Source organism: Roseobacter sp. AzwK-3b (assembly GCF_000170875.1).
Classification (GTDB): domain Bacteria; phylum Pseudomonadota; class Alphaproteobacteria; order Rhodobacterales; family Rhodobacteraceae; genus Roseovarius; species Roseovarius litoreus.
This window is the reverse complement of sequence record NZ_ABCR01000001.1, coordinates 345,708-362,808: the sequence shown is the minus strand read 5'-3', so window position 1 is coordinate 362,808 and position 17,101 is coordinate 345,708. Positions and strand designations below refer to the sequence as shown.

The 17,101-nt window shown below is 62.6% G+C and carries 20 protein-coding genes and 1 pseudogene; 8 read left to right on the top strand and 13 right to left on the bottom strand.

The features are described 5' to 3' along the window. Positions 1-5: 5 nt before the first annotated feature. Both RAZWK3B_RS01580 and RAZWK3B_RS01575 read left to right on the top strand, forming a co-directional pair. Positions 6-695: a 5-oxoprolinase subunit B family protein gene (locus RAZWK3B_RS01580; RefSeq protein ID WP_007811595.1), complete on the top strand. Its 690-nt coding sequence runs from the start codon at positions 6-8 to the stop codon at positions 693-695. After that, positions 688-1,689, top strand: coding sequence for a 5-oxoprolinase subunit C family protein (locus tag RAZWK3B_RS01575; protein ID WP_007811593.1), 1,002 nt, complete (start codon positions 688-690; stop codon positions 1,687-1,689). The genes RAZWK3B_RS01580 and RAZWK3B_RS01575 overlap by 8 nt, the downstream gene beginning before the upstream one ends. 26 nt (positions 1,690-1,715) lie before the next feature. Here RAZWK3B_RS01575 and RAZWK3B_RS01570 read toward each other — a convergent pair whose 3' ends face one another. From RAZWK3B_RS01570 to RAZWK3B_RS01520, 11 genes and pseudogenes are all read right to left on the bottom strand, one after another. Then, positions 1,716-2,393: a DUF2848 domain-containing protein gene (locus tag RAZWK3B_RS01570; protein ID WP_007811592.1), complete on the bottom strand. Its 678-nt coding sequence runs from the start codon at positions 2,391-2,393 to the stop codon at positions 1,716-1,718. A gap of 329 nt (positions 2,394-2,722) precedes the next feature. Continuing rightward, positions 2,723-3,166, bottom strand: a complete 444-nt coding sequence (locus RAZWK3B_RS01565; RefSeq protein WP_007811590.1) for a molybdenum cofactor biosynthesis protein MoaE — start codon at positions 3,164-3,166, stop codon at positions 2,723-2,725. A gap of 5 nt (positions 3,167-3,171) precedes the next feature. Beyond that, positions 3,172-3,417, bottom strand: a complete 246-nt coding sequence (gene moaD, locus RAZWK3B_RS01560; RefSeq protein ID WP_007811588.1) for a molybdopterin converting factor subunit 1 — start codon at positions 3,415-3,417, stop codon at positions 3,172-3,174. A 4-nt stretch (positions 3,418-3,421) separates the two neighbouring features. Continuing rightward, a complete protein-coding gene (gene pgsA / locus RAZWK3B_RS01555; protein ID WP_007811586.1) occupies positions 3,422-4,003 on the bottom strand; it encodes a CDP-diacylglycerol--glycerol-3-phosphate 3-phosphatidyltransferase in 582 nt (193 codons plus the stop codon). A 47-nt stretch (positions 4,004-4,050) separates the two neighbouring features. Continuing rightward, complete coding sequence (uvrC, locus tag RAZWK3B_RS01550; RefSeq protein ID WP_007811583.1) at positions 4,051-5,919, bottom strand: excinuclease ABC subunit UvrC; 1,869 nt, start codon at positions 5,917-5,919, stop codon at positions 4,051-4,053. Continuing rightward, positions 5,900-6,223, bottom strand: coding sequence for a hypothetical protein (locus RAZWK3B_RS20970; RefSeq protein ID WP_157132103.1), 324 nt, complete (start codon positions 6,221-6,223; stop codon positions 5,900-5,902). The genes uvrC and RAZWK3B_RS20970 overlap by 20 nt, the downstream gene beginning before the upstream one ends. Next, positions 6,220-7,005, bottom strand: a pseudogene (locus tag RAZWK3B_RS01545) (SDR family oxidoreductase); the annotation flags it as partial. The pseudogene RAZWK3B_RS01545 and the gene RAZWK3B_RS20970, both read right to left, overlap by 4 nt. Positions 7,006-7,015: 10 nt before the next feature. Further along, positions 7,016-7,981, bottom strand: a complete 966-nt coding sequence (locus RAZWK3B_RS01540; protein WP_007811579.1) for a calcium/sodium antiporter — start codon at positions 7,979-7,981, stop codon at positions 7,016-7,018. 168 nt (positions 7,982-8,149) lie between these two features. Beyond that, a complete protein-coding gene (locus tag RAZWK3B_RS01530) occupies positions 8,150-8,947 on the bottom strand; it encodes a S49 family peptidase (protein ID WP_007811577.1) in 798 nt (265 codons plus the stop codon). A gap of 114 nt (positions 8,948-9,061) precedes the next feature. Then, entirely contained in the window at positions 9,062-9,823 is a 762-nt protein-coding gene (locus RAZWK3B_RS01525) for an ABC transporter permease (protein WP_007811575.1), read from the bottom strand. Next, positions 9,820-10,752 carry an ABC transporter ATP-binding protein gene (locus RAZWK3B_RS01520; RefSeq protein ID WP_007811573.1) on the bottom strand — a complete coding sequence of 311 codons (933 nt, stop codon included), beginning with the start codon at positions 10,750-10,752 and terminating at the stop codon, positions 9,820-9,822. The genes RAZWK3B_RS01525 and RAZWK3B_RS01520 overlap by 4 nt, the downstream gene beginning before the upstream one ends. A 163-nt stretch (positions 10,753-10,915) precedes the next feature. Here RAZWK3B_RS01520 and RAZWK3B_RS01515 point away from each other — a divergent pair, with 163 nt between their 5' ends. Next, the gene (locus tag RAZWK3B_RS01515) at positions 10,916-11,608 is read left to right on the top strand and encodes an SGNH/GDSL hydrolase family protein (RefSeq protein WP_007811572.1); all 693 of its coding nucleotides are present in this window, start codon (positions 10,916-10,918) and stop codon (positions 11,606-11,608) included. Between the two features lie 13 nt (positions 11,609-11,621). On the opposite strand, the gene RAZWK3B_RS01510 is transcribed toward RAZWK3B_RS01515, so the two are convergent. Next, complete coding sequence (locus RAZWK3B_RS01510; RefSeq protein ID WP_007811570.1) at positions 11,622-12,128, bottom strand: SRPBCC family protein; 507 nt, start codon at positions 12,126-12,128, stop codon at positions 11,622-11,624. A gap of 139 nt (positions 12,129-12,267) precedes the next feature. Between RAZWK3B_RS01510 and RAZWK3B_RS01505 the strand changes: the two genes are divergently transcribed. The 5 genes from RAZWK3B_RS01505 to RAZWK3B_RS01485 all read left to right on the top strand — a co-directional run bounded on the left by RAZWK3B_RS01505 (position 12,268) and on the right by RAZWK3B_RS01485 (position 16,331). Then, on the top strand, positions 12,268-13,359 hold the full coding sequence (locus tag RAZWK3B_RS01505; RefSeq protein ID WP_007811568.1) for a CaiB/BaiF CoA transferase family protein: 1,092 nt from the start codon (positions 12,268-12,270) through the stop codon (positions 13,357-13,359). Between the two features lie 84 nt (positions 13,360-13,443). Then, positions 13,444-13,920 (top strand): SsrA-binding protein SmpB, encoded by a 477-nt coding sequence (smpB, locus tag RAZWK3B_RS01500; protein ID WP_007811566.1) that lies wholly within the window; start codon positions 13,444-13,446, stop codon positions 13,918-13,920. A gap of 9 nt (positions 13,921-13,929) precedes the next feature. Beyond that, the gene (locus RAZWK3B_RS01495; protein WP_007811564.1) at positions 13,930-14,211 is read left to right on the top strand and encodes a hypothetical protein; all 282 of its coding nucleotides are present in this window, start codon (positions 13,930-13,932) and stop codon (positions 14,209-14,211) included. Between the two features lie 78 nt (positions 14,212-14,289). Then, positions 14,290-15,147 carry a 3-mercaptopyruvate sulfurtransferase gene (gene sseA, locus RAZWK3B_RS01490; RefSeq protein WP_037294941.1) on the top strand — a complete coding sequence of 286 codons (858 nt, stop codon included), beginning with the start codon at positions 14,290-14,292 and terminating at the stop codon, positions 15,145-15,147. Continuing rightward, positions 15,147-16,331 carry an amino acid aminotransferase gene (locus RAZWK3B_RS01485; RefSeq protein WP_007811560.1) on the top strand — a complete coding sequence of 395 codons (1,185 nt, stop codon included), beginning with the start codon at positions 15,147-15,149 and terminating at the stop codon, positions 16,329-16,331. The genes sseA and RAZWK3B_RS01485 overlap by 1 nt, the downstream gene beginning before the upstream one ends. A gap of 49 nt (positions 16,332-16,380) precedes the next feature. Here the strand turns inward: RAZWK3B_RS01485 and RAZWK3B_RS01480 are convergent, their stop codons facing one another. Then, complete coding sequence (locus tag RAZWK3B_RS01480) at positions 16,381-16,998, bottom strand: TetR/AcrR family transcriptional regulator (RefSeq protein WP_007811558.1); 618 nt, start codon at positions 16,996-16,998, stop codon at positions 16,381-16,383. Positions 16,999-17,101 lie beyond the last annotated feature (103 nt).

The window sequence follows — 17,101 nt, the reverse complement described above, 5'->3', positions numbered from 1 at the left end:
ATCACATGAGCCCAGAGTTCAAAGCCATCGCCGATCACGCATTGCTTGTGACCTTCGCTGACGAAATCTCGGACAGCGCGCATGGCGCGGTGCTGGCGCTGGATGCGGCGCTTGGTGCAGACCCGCCAGAGGGCATGATCGAAACCGTCCCTGCCATGGTCAACCTGCTGGTGTCCTTCGATCCCATCGCGACGGATCATGACGCCATCAAGACCCATGTGGAGGGCTGCCTGCGGGCGACGATCGAGGCCCCGTCTGCGGGAACGTCCCGCATAGTGCAGGTGTGTTACGACGCGCCGTTTTCGCCCGATCTGGAGGCCGTGAGCGCGGCAACGGGCCTTGCGCCGGAGGCGGTGATCAAGGCCCATCTGGCCGGGGATTTTCGCGTGCTGATGTACGGTTTCGCACCGGGATATGCGTACTTGTCGGGCATCCCGGACGCCATTCAGGTCCCCCGCAAACCCGCGCCGGTGCGCGATGTGCCCGCCGGCAGCGTGATTATCGCCGGGCCGCAATGCCTTGTCACGACGCTGACAATGCCCACTGGCTGGTCGATCATCGGTCGCTCCCCCACGGCGATCCTGACAGGCGATCCGGATCATCCGTTCCTGTTCGATGTCGGGGACCGGGTGACCTTCGAAAGGATCGACGCCGCGACCTTTGCAAAGCTGACCAAGGCAGGCGCCGATGGCTGAGGCAGCGTTCACCGTCGCCTTCGCAGGCCCGCTGGTCACGCTGCAGGATGCGGGCCGACCCGGTCACATGCGGTTCGGCGTTCCTGCATCCGGGGCCATGGACCGGCTGGCGTTTGACGCAGCCAATGCCGCCCTTGGCAACGAAAGCGGGCAGACGGGGATCGAAATCTCGTTGGGCGGATTGATCCTCCAATGCACCCAAGGGCCGGTGACAGTGGCCATTGCGGGGGGCGATTTTACCGTCCAGCTTGGGACTCAGAAGACCCGCTCGTGGACGGTGCTGACGGTTCAAAAGGGCGAGCGTTTGTCGATCACCGCAGGCAAGGCGGGAAGCTGGGCCTATCTTGCCGTCGCGGGTCGGATCATGGCGCCCGAGTGGTTGGGCCGTCAGGCGACGCATTCGACATCCGGTTTCGGCGGCGGGGCCTTGCAAACCGGACAAACGATCACCCTGTCCGACGCATCCCTGCGCGAGGATCGTCTGGGGGACATCCAGAAGCCGGACTTTCAGGCATCCGGGCCAATCCGGGTCGTGACCGGTCCGCAAGATCAGCATTTCGCGAAAGAGACCGTGGCGCGGTTTCTGTCGGACAGCTTTACCGTCTCGGACGCCTATGACCGGATGGGAATGCGCCTGAAAGGGCCGACGCTGCCCTTGGCCGGGGCGCTTTCCATCCCGTCGGAACCCATCGTGCGCGGGTCGGTGCAGGTCTCTGGAGACGGCGTGCCGACGGTGCTGTTGGCCGACCATCAAACCACAGGCGGCTATCCCAAGATCGCCACCGTCATTTCGCCTGATATCGACCGGTTGGCACAGTATCGCGCAGGCCAAAGCCTGCGCTGTGTGGAGATCACCAGCGCACAGGCCGTGGCCGAGGCCCGCAGCTATGCCCTTTGCAAGACGGCCTATCTGGCCGAGGTTTCCGTCGCGCGCGGGACTTTGGCGCAGCGGTTAATGCGCGACAACCTCAATCATGGCTGTGTTTTCGACTGAAGCGCTTCGTGATGCGCCTTGGCACGTCAGGCAACAATCGGCAGCGTCTCGACGGTGTAGGACAGGCTCATGGTTTTGCCGCGGTGCGGGTCCGACACCTCCATGCGATAGGACAGGGCGGGGCGCACCCCTCCGATTGCGGGGAAGGTGCCGCATAGCATGGCTGTCCCGTCGGCAAACCCGGCCCCGGCGCACAGCTCTTCGAGCGGGCGAATGCCGGCCAGGGTTCCCTCCTGATACAGAACCTCTTGCCCGTTCTCTTCGATCCAGCAGCGCAAGCGGATATCATCGAGATGACCGGCAATGTCGTCAAAGTCCCACAAACTGGATGAGACAGGTTTGGCACAAGCCTGCTTGGACGCGGCAACCGAATAAGCCTCCAGATCGCGATCGGTATGATCGGACGCAAGGCCGAAATAGGTTTTGCCGCCCGCCCGGATCAACAAGGGCTCCACCTCGCCCGAAGAGCCTTCGCCCAGAACCTCGATCCTGTCCGATTGGGTCAACAGCGCGGTTGAGACGCGATAGTACAGCGGCACCGAACTGGGTGGCGCGATGCCAAGCTCGGACAGCTCATCAATGTGGTGCTGCACCGCCGCGTGGTCTCGCCCCGTCCATCCGGCGACGACAGCCGAGGTTAGCGTCAGGGTGATGCTCGGGTTTTCAAAATTGAAAACTATTCCCACGGTGTCAGATCCTTTCATGATCGTCGATGTGATTGGCGGTGCCGAAGGTAGGCGGCGTGATGATCCATCGGACCGTAAATTTGCCGGTTGAGCAAGCGGCAGCAGCAGCGGCGGTTCACCTCATTGCTGCAAAAGTCCGGAAAAGCCCGGCTCGCAGGGCCTTGTCCCCCGTGTGAAACCCGCACAAGCGGTGACCCGGATCAGCGGCCCCGGCAAGCGGAACCTATGGTCACTCAGGGGCACCAAAAGGGCATTTGTGTACGGGATGGACACAAATGCGCAGGATGACCCGTCGGATCGTCCCAAACCCGCGTAGGTTTCGTACGAACCCTACGCAAAGCGCCTGCTCACCAACGGCTCAGAGCGTCCTCATCCTCGTCGCGTGCCGCGACCCAGGCCGCCTCCTGCCCGGTGACTTCCTTTTTCCAGAACGGCGCCCGGGATTTCAGGAAATCCATAAGGAATTCAGCGCCTTGGAATGCATCGACCCGATGCCGCGCCGAGGTGGCCACCATCATGATAAGATCATCTGGCCGCAGCCGCCCATAGCGATGAATCACCAGAATATCACCAAGATTCCAGCGGCTTAGCGCCTCTTGTCCGATCTTTTCAATCGCCGCTTCGGTCATTCCGGGGTAATGCTCGATCTCCATCACGTCCAGATCGCCCCCATCCAGATCCCGCACGATCCCGGTAAACGTCACCACAGCCCCCATCCCCCTTTGCCGTTCGGCAAAGGCGCGGGCCTCGTCCCCAAGATCGAAAGTGGCCTCTTGAACACGGATGTCCATATCGCCTAACCCCCTGTCATTGGTGGGAAAAACGCCACTTCCCTGACCCCGGCCAGAGAGGCGTCGAAATCCGAAAGCTCCTGATCCACCGCCACCCGCAGCGCGCTCAGATCCTCGAACGCGGCGGCATAGCGCTCTTCGCGGGCGCGCAATTCCTCGACCAGATCGCGCACCGTGGCCGCCTGCGTCTCGATCCGGTCCTTAGGCCGCCCGATCCGTTCCCTGACCCATGCGAAATAGAGCACATCCATGATCTTAGTCCTTCAGGTAAGGCGTTGATTTTCTGAGGTAATCATAGCCTGTCACCAATGTCAGCGCAGCTGCGATCCACAACAGCCACAACCCTGCATGGCCCAGCAACACCGCGCCCGGCGTATCCGCACCGAAATAATGCTCGAACACACCCTGTGCAAACAAGACCGCAATCGCCACCATCTGCGCCGTGGTCTTCCACTTGGCCAATTGCGTGACCTTGAGCGTTCCGGCCGTATCCCCCAGATATTCCCGCAGCCCACTCACGAAAACCTCGCGGAACAGGATGACGGTCGCCGGCAACACCAGCCATGGCGACATGCTCGAATATCCCACGATCACCATCAGAGCGATCACCACCATCGCCTTGTCGGCGATGGGGTCCAGCATCGCTCCCAGCTTTGTCGTCTGTTTCCAAGCCCTTGCAAGATAACCGTCGAACCAGTCTGTGATCGCCGCGCTGATGAACAGCGTCAGCGCGAACCAGTCCGCCCAGGGCCGGTGGAAATACAAGAACATCACCGCCACGCCGGGGGCGGCCAGCAGCCTCAGAACAGTCAGCAGATTGGGCAGGTTCCACGTCATGCGTGAGGTTCTACCCGCAACGCGACCAAAGGGAAAGCGCCACGGGATCAGCCTTTTTCATGGAAGAAATCATAGACTTTCTGGGCCAGCCCCTCGGACACGCCCTCCACGGCCTTGAGGTCGGACAGATTGGCGCGACTCACCGCCTTGGCGCTGCCGAAATGCGCGAGCAAAGCGCGTTTGCGTGCGGCCCCCACACCGGGAATGTCGTCCAGCGGCGTGGCGCCCATAGCCTTGGCCCGTTTCGCGCGATGGGTGCCGATGGCAAAGCGATGCGCCTCGTCGCGCATCCGCTGGACGAAATACAAGACAGGGTCATTGCGCTGCAACGCCATGGGGCGTTTGCCGGTGCGGTGGAATTCTTCCTTGCCGTGGTCGCGGTCCACCCCCTTGGCCACGCCGACCATCGGGATGTCCTCGACCCCCAGCTCGCGCATGATCTGAGCCACGGCACTGACTTGTCCCGCCCCCCCATCAATCAGCAGAAGATCGGGCCAATGGCCCTGATCGCGCTCGGGGTCTTCCTTGAGCAGGCGTTTGAAACGTCGCGTCAGCACCTCTTTCATCATCCCGAAATCGTCCCCCGGCGTCAGCTCATCACCCCGGATGTTGAACTTGCGATAGCTGTTCTTCATGAAGCCGTCTGGCCCCGCCACGATCATCGCGCCCACCGCGTGTGCGCCCTGGATATGCGAGTTGTCATAGACCTCGACCCGCTTGGGAGGATCCGGCAGATCGAACGCCTCGGCCAGCCCCTTGAGCAGCTTTGCCTGTGTCGCCGTCTCGGCCATCTTGCGGGCAAGGCTTTCGCGGGCATTGCGCAGGGCGGCATCCACCAGCTCGGCCTTTTCACCACGCTGCGGGACCAGAAGCTCGACCTTGCGGCCCAGTTTGCCGCTCAGCGCCTCGGTCATCAGATCGGCATTTTCGATCGGGTGCGACAGGATCAACTGTCGTGCGGGGTCCTTGCTGTCATAGAACTGGCCGATGAACGCCTCGAGCACCTCGGCCTCTTCCACATCGGCTCCGACGCGCGGATAGAAATCACGGTTGCCCCAGTTCTGCCCGGCCCGGATGAAGAACACCTGAACGCAGGCCTGCCCTTTTTCCAGATGCAGCGCCAGGATATCTGCCTCGGTCACGGTGCGCGGGTTGATGCCCTGTGCGGTCTGGACCTGCGTCAGCGCCTTGATCCGGTCGCGCAGCGCCGCGGCGCGTTCGTATTCCATCGCCTCGGCAGCTTCGGCCATCTCGGCCTTCAGCTTGGTCTGGATCTCGGTGGAGCGGCCCGACAGGTAGCGTTCGGCATCCTTCACCGCCGCCGCATAATCGGCCTTGTCGATATAGCCGACACAGGGCGCGGTGCAGCGCTTGATCTGGTATTGCAGGCAGGGTCGGGTGCGGCTTTCGAATTGCGTGTCGGTGCAATTGCGCAGCTGAAACGCGCGCTGCAAATGCGACAGGGTCCGATTCACCGCGCCAGCACTGGCGAAGGGGCCGTAGTAGTGGCCTTTCTCCTTCTTGGCGCCGCGATGCTTCTTGATCATCGGAAACTCATGCCCGGTCACAAGGATGTTCGGAAAGCTCTTGTCGTCGCGCAAGAGCACGTTGTAGCGCGGCTTGAGCTGCTTGATGAGGTTCTGTTCCAGAAGCAGCGCCTCGGTCTCGGTCGAGGTCGTTAGGAACATCATCGACGCTGTCTCGCGGATCATCCGGTCGATGCGCGCGGTATGCCCCGACGGGCGGGCATAGTTCGACACCCGCGCCCGCAAATTGCGCGCCTTTCCGACATAGAGCACCCGCGCCTGCGCATCGAGCATGCGGTAGACCCCCGGCGACGAGTCGAGCGTCTTCAGGTAAGACTGAATGACGTCGTGGCCGGTCTTGGGCGCGATATCAGATGTCTGCTCGGGCATGAGGCTGGGATATGATTCTCTGGTGTGCCTGCAATCTTATCGCGCTGTGGACAAGAGAAAAGCTGTCCACGAAACCTGTGGATAACTGTGGGGGCAAGTTTGGGGGCAGGGGAAATTTTCTTTGTGCTGACATGCCTTCCTTGGCTTGCACAAAAAATAGGCGCTTTTGCAACTCTTTGAAATCAAATAATAAATACTTTTGACCTGTGCAAAATATTGAAAACATTAAAATTTTTGTAACAAGTTTTTCAGGCTCATCTTTGAAGTGCACAACTCCGGCCCGCGGTTGCACGACGTGTGTCATTCGACACCCAGAACATCCGGTGTCTGCCAGCCCAGATGCTGCCCGCCATCAACGCAGAGCAATTGTCCGGTAACTGCCGGTGCATCAAGGAAATATGCCAATGCGGCGGTGATGTCGGCGGGGTTGGCGCCGCGTCCCAGAACGGTGGACTGGCGCTGTCTCTGGAAATGCGTCTCGGTCTGTCGATGCCCCTGCAGGGTCGGACCGGGGCCTATGGCATTGACCCGGATATGGGGGGCAAGCGCCTGTGCAGCGGTCTGGGTGAAGGCCCAAAGACCCATCTTGGCCAGCGTATAGGTCATGAACTCGGGCGTCAGCTTGCGCACCCGCTGGTCGATCATGTTGATGACCAGCCCGCGCGCCACCGGCTCGCCCATCTCGCACTGGTCGGGCGCGGGCACCTGGGCCGCCATCGCCTGCGTGAGTACGAAGGGCGCGCGCAGATTGCTTTCCATATGCCGATCCCAACTGTCGCGGGTGGCGCTCTGGATAGTGTCATACTCGAAAATCGACGCGTTGTTGATCAGGCAGGTGATCGGCGCCCCGAGCCTGCTGGCGGCATCTGGCAAAAGGCGCTGTATCTGCGCCTCGTCCAGCAGATCGGCCTGCACGGTTACGGCGTTTTGCCCAAGGCCGCGGATCTCGGTGGCGACGGCCTCGGCTTCATCGCGGCTCGAGGCGTAATGCACCGCCACATCATGCCCGCGCCGCGCCAGTTCCAGCGCCATCGCGCGCCCCAGCCGTTTTCCGGCCCCTGTCACCAATGCTGTCGTCATGCCGCGCCGCCTTTCTTCATGAGAGCACGATCACGACATAGGCCACATAAAGCCCCGTCAAGATCACACCCCACACGCGGCCGATATCCTGCTTGAAAAAGACGAACGGAACGATCAGCAGCGACGCCGCCAGCATCACCCACAGATCGAACCGGAGGAACTCTGGATCGACCGGGATCGGCCCGATCACCGCAGTGATGCCAATGATCGCCAGCAGATTGAACATATTCGAGCCGATTACGTTGCCAAGCGCGACATCCGCCTGCTTGCGCAGCGCGGCCATGACCGTGGTGGCCAGTTCGGGCAGCGATGTGCCAAGTGCCACCAGCGTGAGGCCGATGACCGTGTCGCTGACCCCGTATTGCCGCGCGATGATCGAGGCATTGTCCACCAGCAGATCGGCGCCAAGCGGCAGGCCCACAAGCCCCAGCACCAGAAAGACGCTGATCTGCCACCAGGGCATGTCCGGGTCCGCACCCTCTACGTCCTCGATCCCGTCGGCCTCGGACAGGGCAAGGGCCGCATTGGCGCTGCGATGGCGGCCAGCTTCCAGAAAGGCATCGGTCAGAACGAAGGCCAGCGCCGCCAAAAGGATCAGCCCCGAGACCAGCGTGAATTCCCCAAGAAACGCCAGCCCGATGAACAGGACCGACGCCACCAGCATAAAGACATAGGTCTTTCGCGTATCACACTCGCTTGTGTGAAGAACCGACAGGATGGCGGGCACCCCCAGAACCATCAGGATATTGGCCGTGTTCGACCCCACAACATTGCCAAGCGCCAGCCCCGGCTTGTCGTCCAGCACCGCGTTCACCGAAATCAGCAATTCCGGCGCCGAGGTGCCGAAGGCCACGATGGTCAGGCTGACGATCAGGGCCGGAATCCCCACCCGCAGGCTCAGGTTGACCGCACCCTTGACCAGCGCATCACCGGCCAGAAGCAGGATCACCAGCCCCAAAACCGACAGTAACCAAGGCATCATTTGCTTTTGCCTTTTGTACAGGGGCAGGGGCCCTTGCCGATACGGAACCGCCCGCATTTACGACATTTGGCCGAAGCCAGCTTTTGCTGACCCGGAAAGCGCAGCTTCCCGAACATCGCCAGAACACCCATGGCGACAAGGAAAAGTATGACGATCTTGACGATCACGTCAGAGGCCGAAACGTGCGTAGGACGCCCGCTCCTCGATGGCGGCGATGCCGTCCTGTGCGAGGCTCATACCGAACCGTTGGAACAGGCCCCGTTTGCGCCCGTATTGCGCAAAGCGCACCTTGTCGCCGTAAAGCTCTTTCATCTTCGGGGCCACATGCCCGATCCCGTCCACAAGACCCAGCTCCACCGCGCGCTGGCCCAGCCAGAACTCGCCGGTGAACAGATCGTCGTTCTGCGCAAGCTTATCGCCCCGTCGCGAGGTGACCTGCGCCTCGAACACCTTGTGCATCTGCTCGAGGATATCCTTGAGACGGCTCACATCCTCGTCCTTCTGCGGCAGGAACGGATCGAGGAAGCTTTTCGATTTGCCCGATGTGTGCACCCGGCGTTCCACGCCCTGCCGTGCCAGCAGGACCGGCGCACCGAACCCGGCCGAGATGACACCGATCGACCCAACGATCGAGGCCGGATCGACCCAGATGTCATCCGCCGCCGTCGCCAGCCAATAGCCGCCCGAAGCCGCCACATCCTCGACGAAGGCATGCACGGGGATGTCTTTTTCCTCGGCCAGCCGCCGGATGCGCGACGCGATCAGCGAGGATTGCACCGGCGATCCGCCGGGCGAATTGATCAACAGCGCGACCGCCTTTGGCTTGCCGCGCCGGAACGCCTTTTCGATCGACGGGGCCAAGGCCTCGTCGCTCAACTGTGCGCGGCTGCCGGCGCCGATCGTGCCGCTCAGCCGGATCACCGAGACCACCGGCCCGCGGTTCAGGAAGGGGATACGCTCTTTCATGATGACGGATGTAGATTGCCCTCCTTGCACAAACAAGGCGACCGGACCGGCCATTTGGCGCGCTGACACAAAAACTGCGCCTTATCGGGCAAATAAGTCACGCCAAGTGCGGTCTCAGGACTTGATCTTGTACCCCGTCTTGAAGATCAGCCAGACGATCAGCAGGCAAATTCCCGTAAACGCCGCAATCGCCAGCAGGCTCAGCCCCACAGGCACATCCGCCTGCCCGAAGAACGACCAGCGGAATCCCGAGATCAGGTAGACCACCGGATTGAAGTAGCTGACGGTTTGCCATGCCTCGGGCAGCATCGAGATCGAATAGAACGATCCGCCCAAAAACACCAAGGGCGTGATGACCAGCAGCGGAATGATCTGCAATTGCTGAAAGTTTTCGGCCCAGATGCCGATGATGAACCCAAAGAGCGAGAAGGACAGGCAGGTGAGCACCAGAAACCCCAGCATCGCGGCGGGGTGCAGCACGTCGATCTCCACGAAGAACCCCGAGGTGATAAGGATCACCACCCCGATCAGCAGCGATTTGGTCGCTGCGGCGCCGACATATCCCAGCACGATCTCCAGAAAATTCACCGGCGCCGACAGAAGCTCATAGATCGTGCCGATGAACTTGGGAAAGTAGATCCCAAAACTGGCATTGCTGATCGCCTGCGTCATCACAGTAAGCATGATCAGCCCGGGCACGATGAACGCGCCATAACTCACCCCTTCGACCTGATCTATGCGGCTGCCGATGGCCGATCCGAACACCACGAAATAAAGCGTGGTCGAAATCACCGGCGACAGCAGGCTTTCCATCAGCGTACGCATGAAGCGCTTCATCTCGTAGATATAGATCGCCCGGATCGCGCGAAGGTTCATGCCACGTCCTCCTTGACCAGCCCGACGAAGATCTCTTCGAGGCTCGATTGCGAGGTATGCACGTCGCGCAACGTCAGTCCCTCGGCAGCCAGCGCCTGCAACAGCCGGGTGATCCCGGTGCCGTCCTGCCCGCGCGTTTCATAGTGATAGCTCAGCGCGCAGCCCTCGGGCGAGAGTTCCAGATCATAATGCGCCAGCCCCTCTGGCACGGCATCTATCGGCGCCGACAAGTCGATGCGCAGCGTCTTGTGGCCCATGCGCCGCATCAGATCGGCCTTGTCCTCGACCAGCAATATCTCACCGCGGTTGATGACGGCGACCCGGTCGGCGATGGCCTCGGCCTCTTCGATGTAATGGGTGGTCAGGATGATTGTGACCCCTTCCGCCTTCAGCCCCTCGACGACGCGCCACATATCACGGCGCAGCTCGACATCCACACCGGCTGTCGGCTCATCCAGAAACAGCACCTTGGGTTCGTGCACCAATGCCTTGGCGATCAGCACCCGCCGCTTCATGCCGCCCGACAATTCGCGCGTGCGGCTGTTGCGCTTGTCCCACAGCGAGAGCTGTCGCAACAGCTTTTCGATCAGCGCCTCGTCGCGCGGCTTGCCGAAAAGACCGCGTGAAAAGCGCACCGTGTTGATGACTTTCTCGAACGGCTCGAGCGCCACCTCCTGCGGCACCAGCCCGATCATCGCGCGGGCCTTGCGATACTCGCTCACGATGTCATGCCCACCGACGCGCGCGGTCCCGCCTGTCGGCGTGGTGATGCCGCAAAGCGCCGAAATCAGCGTCGTCTTGCCCGCGCCATTCGGGCCAAGCAGGGCAAGGATCTCGCCCTCTTCGATCCCAAGCGACACGCCCCTGAGCGCCTCGAACCCGCCGTCATACGTTTTCTGCAGGCCCTCGACCTCGACTATGGATGCCATGGCGCACCTCCGTTTCCTGACCCGAAGCTAGGCGTTTCATGGCCGAGTGCAATCCGCCGGAGGCGCAGGCTTTTGTGTGCGCCACTGCAGAATGATAAAACTCCTGTCCGATTAACCGTTCATTAACCTCTACGGACTGATATCAGGAAAGCATGCAAAACGGATGACCCGGCCCAACATGATGACCCGCCTGCTTTCGCTTGCTGCCCTGATCCTGCTTGCCGCTTGCGGCGAACCCGTCACCAAGGACTCGCGCATCCTTCTGATGGGCGACTCGCTTCTGGCGTTCCACAAGGGGCAGGGACGCGCGGTGTCCCATGCGATCGAGGCCGAATTGTCCGAGCCTGTCATTGATCGCTCGGTCTCGGGTGCGCGGTTCTTCTATGCCCTGCCGATCTCGGGCAGCGCCGGGTTGAATATCGCGCAGCAATACCGTGAAGGGCCTTGGGACTGGATCGTGCTGAATGGCGGCGGCAATGACATCTGGATGGGGTGCGGCTGTGGCGCCTGCGGAAACCGGATCAATCAGCTTGTCTCGAAAGACGGGCGCAGCGGTCGGATACCGGGCTTTGTCTCGACCCTGCGCGCGACCGGCGCGCAGGTGATCTTCGTGGGCTATCTGCGGACGCCGGGTGTGCGATCCCCGATCGAAGGCTGCGCCGACGAAGGCGACGAAATGGACCGCCGCCTGTCTCGTCTTGCCGCCTTGGACGCGGGCGTGCATTTCGTGCCATTGGCCGATCTGGTGCCGAAGGGCGACCGGTCCTATCACGCGATCGACCTCATTCACCCCTCGCAGAAGGCCAGCCGCGAAATCGGCGCACGGATCGCCGGGATCATCGCGCGCAACGACTGACCCCGTCGCCGCCTTACTTCTTGATCAGCCGCTTCAGCCAGCCCTTCTTTTCGGCCTCCTCGGGCGCGTCTTCGTCCTTGGGGCCTTCGATCACCTCAGCCAGCCGGACAAAGAAACTGTCGGCCATCTTCTTGGCGAACCCGTCAACGATCCGGCTGCCAAGCTGCGCCAGCTTGCCGCCCACCTTGGCCTCCACGTCATAGATCAGCCTTGTACCCTCGGGCACTTCTTCCAGACGCACATCCGCGCCACCCTTGGCGAAACCGGCGGCACCGCCTTTGCCTTCACCGCTCAGGGTCAGGCTTTCATGCTCCACGATATTCGAGATCGTCACGGCCCCCTTGAAGGTGGCTTTCACTGGTCCGACCTTCTGGGTCACGGTGGCCTCATACCCGTCTTGCGGATTGCCCGTCACCTCCTGCGCGCCGGGCACACATTCCTTCAGAACATCCGGGTTCAGCAGCGCCGCCCAAACGGTCGCGCGGTCGGCCTCGATAATACGTTCGTCACTCATCTTCATGGGGCGGCTCCTTGTGTCGCGTCTTCCGGACCGAGGTTAGACCAACCGCGCAACAGCGCCAAGCGGCCATTGCACCTGTCCCGCAGCCCGCTAGGCTGGGCGCACCGCACCACCTGGGGGCAATTGGGGACAGAACATGATGTTGCAGGGCATCCGCGTGATCGAGATCGAAGGGCTCGGCCCCGGCCCCTTCGCCGCGATGATGCTGGCCGATCTGGGCGCCGAGGTGATCGTCATTCACCGCCCCGGCGCGGGCAATCCTGTGGCCGGCGATGTGAACCTGCTGGACCGGGGCAAGAAATCCATCACGCTCGATCTCAAGGACCCTGCCGATCTGGCCATTGCTCGCGCGCTCATTGCGACCGCCGACGCCCTGATCGAAGGCTTCCGCCCCGGCGTGATGGAGCGTTTGGGCCTTGGTCCCGACACCTGCCGCGCCGACAATCCTCGGCTTGTCTATGGTCGTATGACCGGCTGGGGGCAGTACGGGCCCAAGTCGCAGATGGCGGGGCATGACCTGAATTACATCGCCACCTCGGGCGCGCTCTGGTATGCCTCGGCCCCCGATGCGCCACCGCTGACGCCCCCGACCCTGGTCGGTGATGTGGGGGGCGGCGCGCTGTATCTGGTGGCGGGGATTCTGGCCGGGCTCCTCAATGCGGCGCGCAGCGGGCAGGGGACGGTGGTCGATGCCGCGATCGTCGATGGCTCGGCCCATATGATGGCGCTCTTGATGTCGATGGCGCCCTCCGGAAACCTGTCGGACAGGCGTGGCCAAAGCCTTCTGGACGGCCCGCATTGGTGCCGTACCTATGCTTGCGCCTGCGGCGGGCATATCGCCGTACAGTGCCTCGAGCCGAAATTCTATGCCGCCTTTCTCGACCTGATGGGCTTGTCTGACGATCCGGCCTTTGCCGAGCAGATGGATGCCGCCCAATGGCCCGATCAGACCGCGCGCCTTGCCGCGTTGTTCGCCGCCAAGCCCCGCGATCACTGGGCCGCCCTGTTCGAGGGAAGCGATGCCTGCGCCGCCCCGGTCCTGTCTCCGACCGAGGCCGCGTGCGATCCGCATATGGCTGCGCGTGGTGCCTGGACCGATGCGCAAGGCTTGCGGCAACCCGCGACAGCACCCCGTTTCGACGGTGCCTCTGCTGTTCCCGGCCCCGTGCCGGCGCGCGGCGCGCATGGGTCCGAATTGCGCGCCGATCTGGCGCGCCGCGGCCTCATCTGACATCGCCTGCGCGCGCCCCCTTGGATCATCCCGGCCAAGCCGTTATCTTGGCCCTTCGCATTGCCGCGCCACAGGACACCCGACATGGCCAAGCCGAAGGACAACCCCAACTACAAGGTCGTCGCCGAGAACCGGCGCGCGCGCTTCGATTATGCCATCGAGGACGATCTGGAATGCGGCATCATCCTCGAAGGCTCCGAGGTCAAATCGCTCCGCCAGGGCGGCGCCAACATCGCCGAAAGCTATGCGACCGTCGACAATGGTGAATTGTGGCTCATCAATGCCTATGTCGCGCCCTATGAGCAGGCCAAGACCTTCCAGCACGAGGAACGCCGCCGCCGCAAGCTGCTGGTCTCGCGCAAGGAACTCGCGCGTCTCTGGAACGAGACGCAGCGCAAGGGCATGACGCTCGTGCCGCTGGTCCTCTATTTCAACCATCGCGGCATGGCCAAGCTGAAGATCGGGATCGCCAAGGGCAAGAAAACCCATGACAAGCGCGAAACTCAGGCCAAGCGCGACTGGCAGCGCCAAAAGCAGCGCCTGCTGAAAGAAAACAACTGAGCGCGGCGCATGGAGCTTCTGATCGCCCTTTTCTCAGGCGCCGCAGGCGGCATTCTGGCGGCGGCGGTCTATCGCGCGCTCGGTTTGGGGTTCGTGGTGAATGCCGCCGCCGGTGTGCTGGGCGGTCTGCTGGGCTGGCAGGCGGCCCAGACCCTTGGCACCGATGCCCTGGCCCGTTTGCTGGGGGGCGGCGATACCGGTGTGATCGCGACGCAGGCGCTGGCGGGCGGGCTTGGGGGCGCGGTTGTGCTGATGTCTTTCGGGATGGCGCGCAGGCTCGTGGTCAAATAGGCGCTGACGGCACCGGGGCGCTTGCCCTTGACCGCGCTGCGCGATAGGCATGAAGCGTCCGCAAACCGGGGGCTGACCATGGCACATGACGATCCGAAGACGCTTGTTTCAACCGACTGGCTGGCCAGCCATCTCAAGGATCCGGATCTTCGCGTTCTGGACGGGACATGGTTCTTGCCCGGTGACGGGCGCGATGGCCGGTCCGCATATCTGGCCGCACATATCCCCGGCGCCCGGTTTTTCGATATCGACGATATCAGCGATCACCGATCCGAGCTGCCGCACATGGCCCCGCCGGTCGAGAAATTCATGTCCCGCCTGCGCGCCATGGGCGTGGGCGATGGCCATCAGGTGGTGGTCTATGACGCGCATGGCCTGTTTTCTGCGGCGCGCGTCTGGTGGCTGTTCCGCCTTATGGGTCAGGACAATATCGCCGTTCTGGACGGTGGCCTGCCCAAATGGCAGGCCGAGGGCCGCCCCGTGGATGACATGCCCCCCGTCGTGCGCGACCGGCACATGACCGTGCGCCGCCAGAACCAGATGGTCAAGGACGTCACGCAAGTGGCCGCAGCCTCCAAGCTGGGCGATTACGAAATTCTCGATGCCCGCTCTCCCGGCCGATTCCGTGGCGATGACCCCGAACCGCGCGCCGGGCTGCGCTCGGGCCATATCCCCGGCTCGAAGAATGTGTTTTACCGTGACCTTCTGAACGATGACGGCACCATGAAGGATGCCGACGGCCTGCGCGCCGTGCTGGCCGCGTCAGGCGCTGCCCTGGACAAGCCGGCCATCACCACCTGCGGTTCGGGCGTGACCGCTGCCATCATCAACCTTGCGCTGGAACGGATCGGCAAGACCGACCATGCGCTTTATGACGGATCATGGACCGAATGGGGCGCCTTCCCCACCGTGCCCGTCGCCACCGGAGACAAGTGATGTTCGAACATCTCAACGAACAACCCAAAGACAAGATCCTCGCCCTGATGCAGGCGTTCAAGGACGACCCCCGCGAGGACAAGATCGACCTTGGCGTCGGCGTCTACAAGAACGCCGAAGGCGTGACCCCCATCATGCGCGCCGTCAAACAGGCCGAGCGTCAATGGTGGGAGCAGGAAACCACCAAGGCCTATACCGGCCTTGCCGGCGATCCGGCCTTTTCGGACGCGATGATCGGCCTTGTGCTGGGCGATGCCGTGGCCCGCGATCAGGTCGCCGCCGTGGCCACGCCCGGCGGCACCGGCGCGGTGCGCCAGGCCTTCGATCTCATCCGCATGGCCAACCCCTCTGCGCGTGTCTTCGTCTCTGATCCGACATGGCCCAACCATCTCAGCATTCTCAAGCATATGGCGATCGAAACGGTGATGTATCGCTATTTCGACGTTGAAAGCGGCGGGGTCGATTTCGCCGGCATGATGGAGGATCTGGGCCAGATGCGCGCCGGCGACGTGGTGCTGCTGCATGGCTGCTGCCACAACCCCACCGGCGCCAACCTCACCGGCCCTGAATGGCAAGCGGTGATCGATCTGGTCAATGCCAAGGGCGTCGTGCCGATGATCGACATTGCCTATCAGGGCTTCGGCGATGGTCTCGAGGCCGATGCCGTGGCGACCCGGATGGTCGCCTCGGGCTGCCCCGAGGTGCTGATCGCGGCCAGCTGTTCCAAGAATTTCGGCATCTACCGCGAGCGCACCGGCCTTCTGATGGCCGTGGCGCAAGAGCGCGGTCTGCATGCCGTGACACAGGGCAATCTGGCCTATCTCAACCGGCAGAACTATTCCTTCCCGCCCGATCACGGCGCGCGCATGGTGTCCTTGGTGCTGACCGATGACGCCCTGCGCGCCGATTGGCAGGCCGAACTCGAAGAGGTCCGCAACGGGATGCTGGCGCTGCGCGAACAGCTGTCGTCCGAATTGCGCCGCCTCGCCGGATCCGATCGCTACGGCTTCATCGCCCAGCATCGCGGGATGTTCTCGCGGCTCGGTCTCTCGCCCGAGATCGTCGAACGTCTGCGGGCCGAGCATGGCATCTACATGGTCGGCGACAGCCGCATCAACATCGCCGGTCTGAACCGCGACACGGTGCCGAAACTGGCCCAAGCGATCATCGAGGTGGGCGCCTGACCGGGCGCCCCTTCCGGCATCCGGGTCGGGTCTTGGGCGCGGTCGACGATCAGGCGCCGTAGCGCGCCAGGAACATCTCGACCACGCCTGTGACCACCCGTTCGATATCTGCTTCGCTGGTCTCCTTGCTGATCCCGCACAGGCGGCGCACGAACAGATCGCTCTTGCAGAGTTGTCCAAACTGGTCAGCCGCCAGATCCATGTCCTCGATCTTCAACTCGCCCCGGTCGATATAGGGCTGCAGGATCGCCGACAGCCGTTCGCGCACCAGCGCCGGGCCCGACGCGTAGAACCGCTGGCCAAGCTCGGGAAAACGATAGGATTCCGCAACGCAGATGCGATACACCTGTTGCCCGAAATCCGACAGGAAGAACCGCACGATCCGGTCCGCGACCTCGTGCAGCACACTATCGACCGGGTCGCTCAGATCGAACTCGGCCATCGCCTCTTCGGCCTGCCGGTTGCATTCGATGCGGGCGACTTCCGAAAACAGCAGCCGTTTGTCCGGAAAATAGCTGTAGAGCGTCGCCTTGGACACCCCTGCCACCCGAGCGATCTCATCGACACTGGCCCCTTCAAAGCCGTCGCGCATGAACACCTCGCGTGCGCCGTCAAGCACCTGATCGAATTTTCGACCCTTCTTGATTTCAGCAGCCATGGCCGTCATGCGGTGATCCCCCAAGCTGGATCAATCTAGTCTTGCACAGACTGTATCGCAAGCGTCTCGACACCCCTGACCGCCTGCACGCACAGATCGCACTTGCACCTTT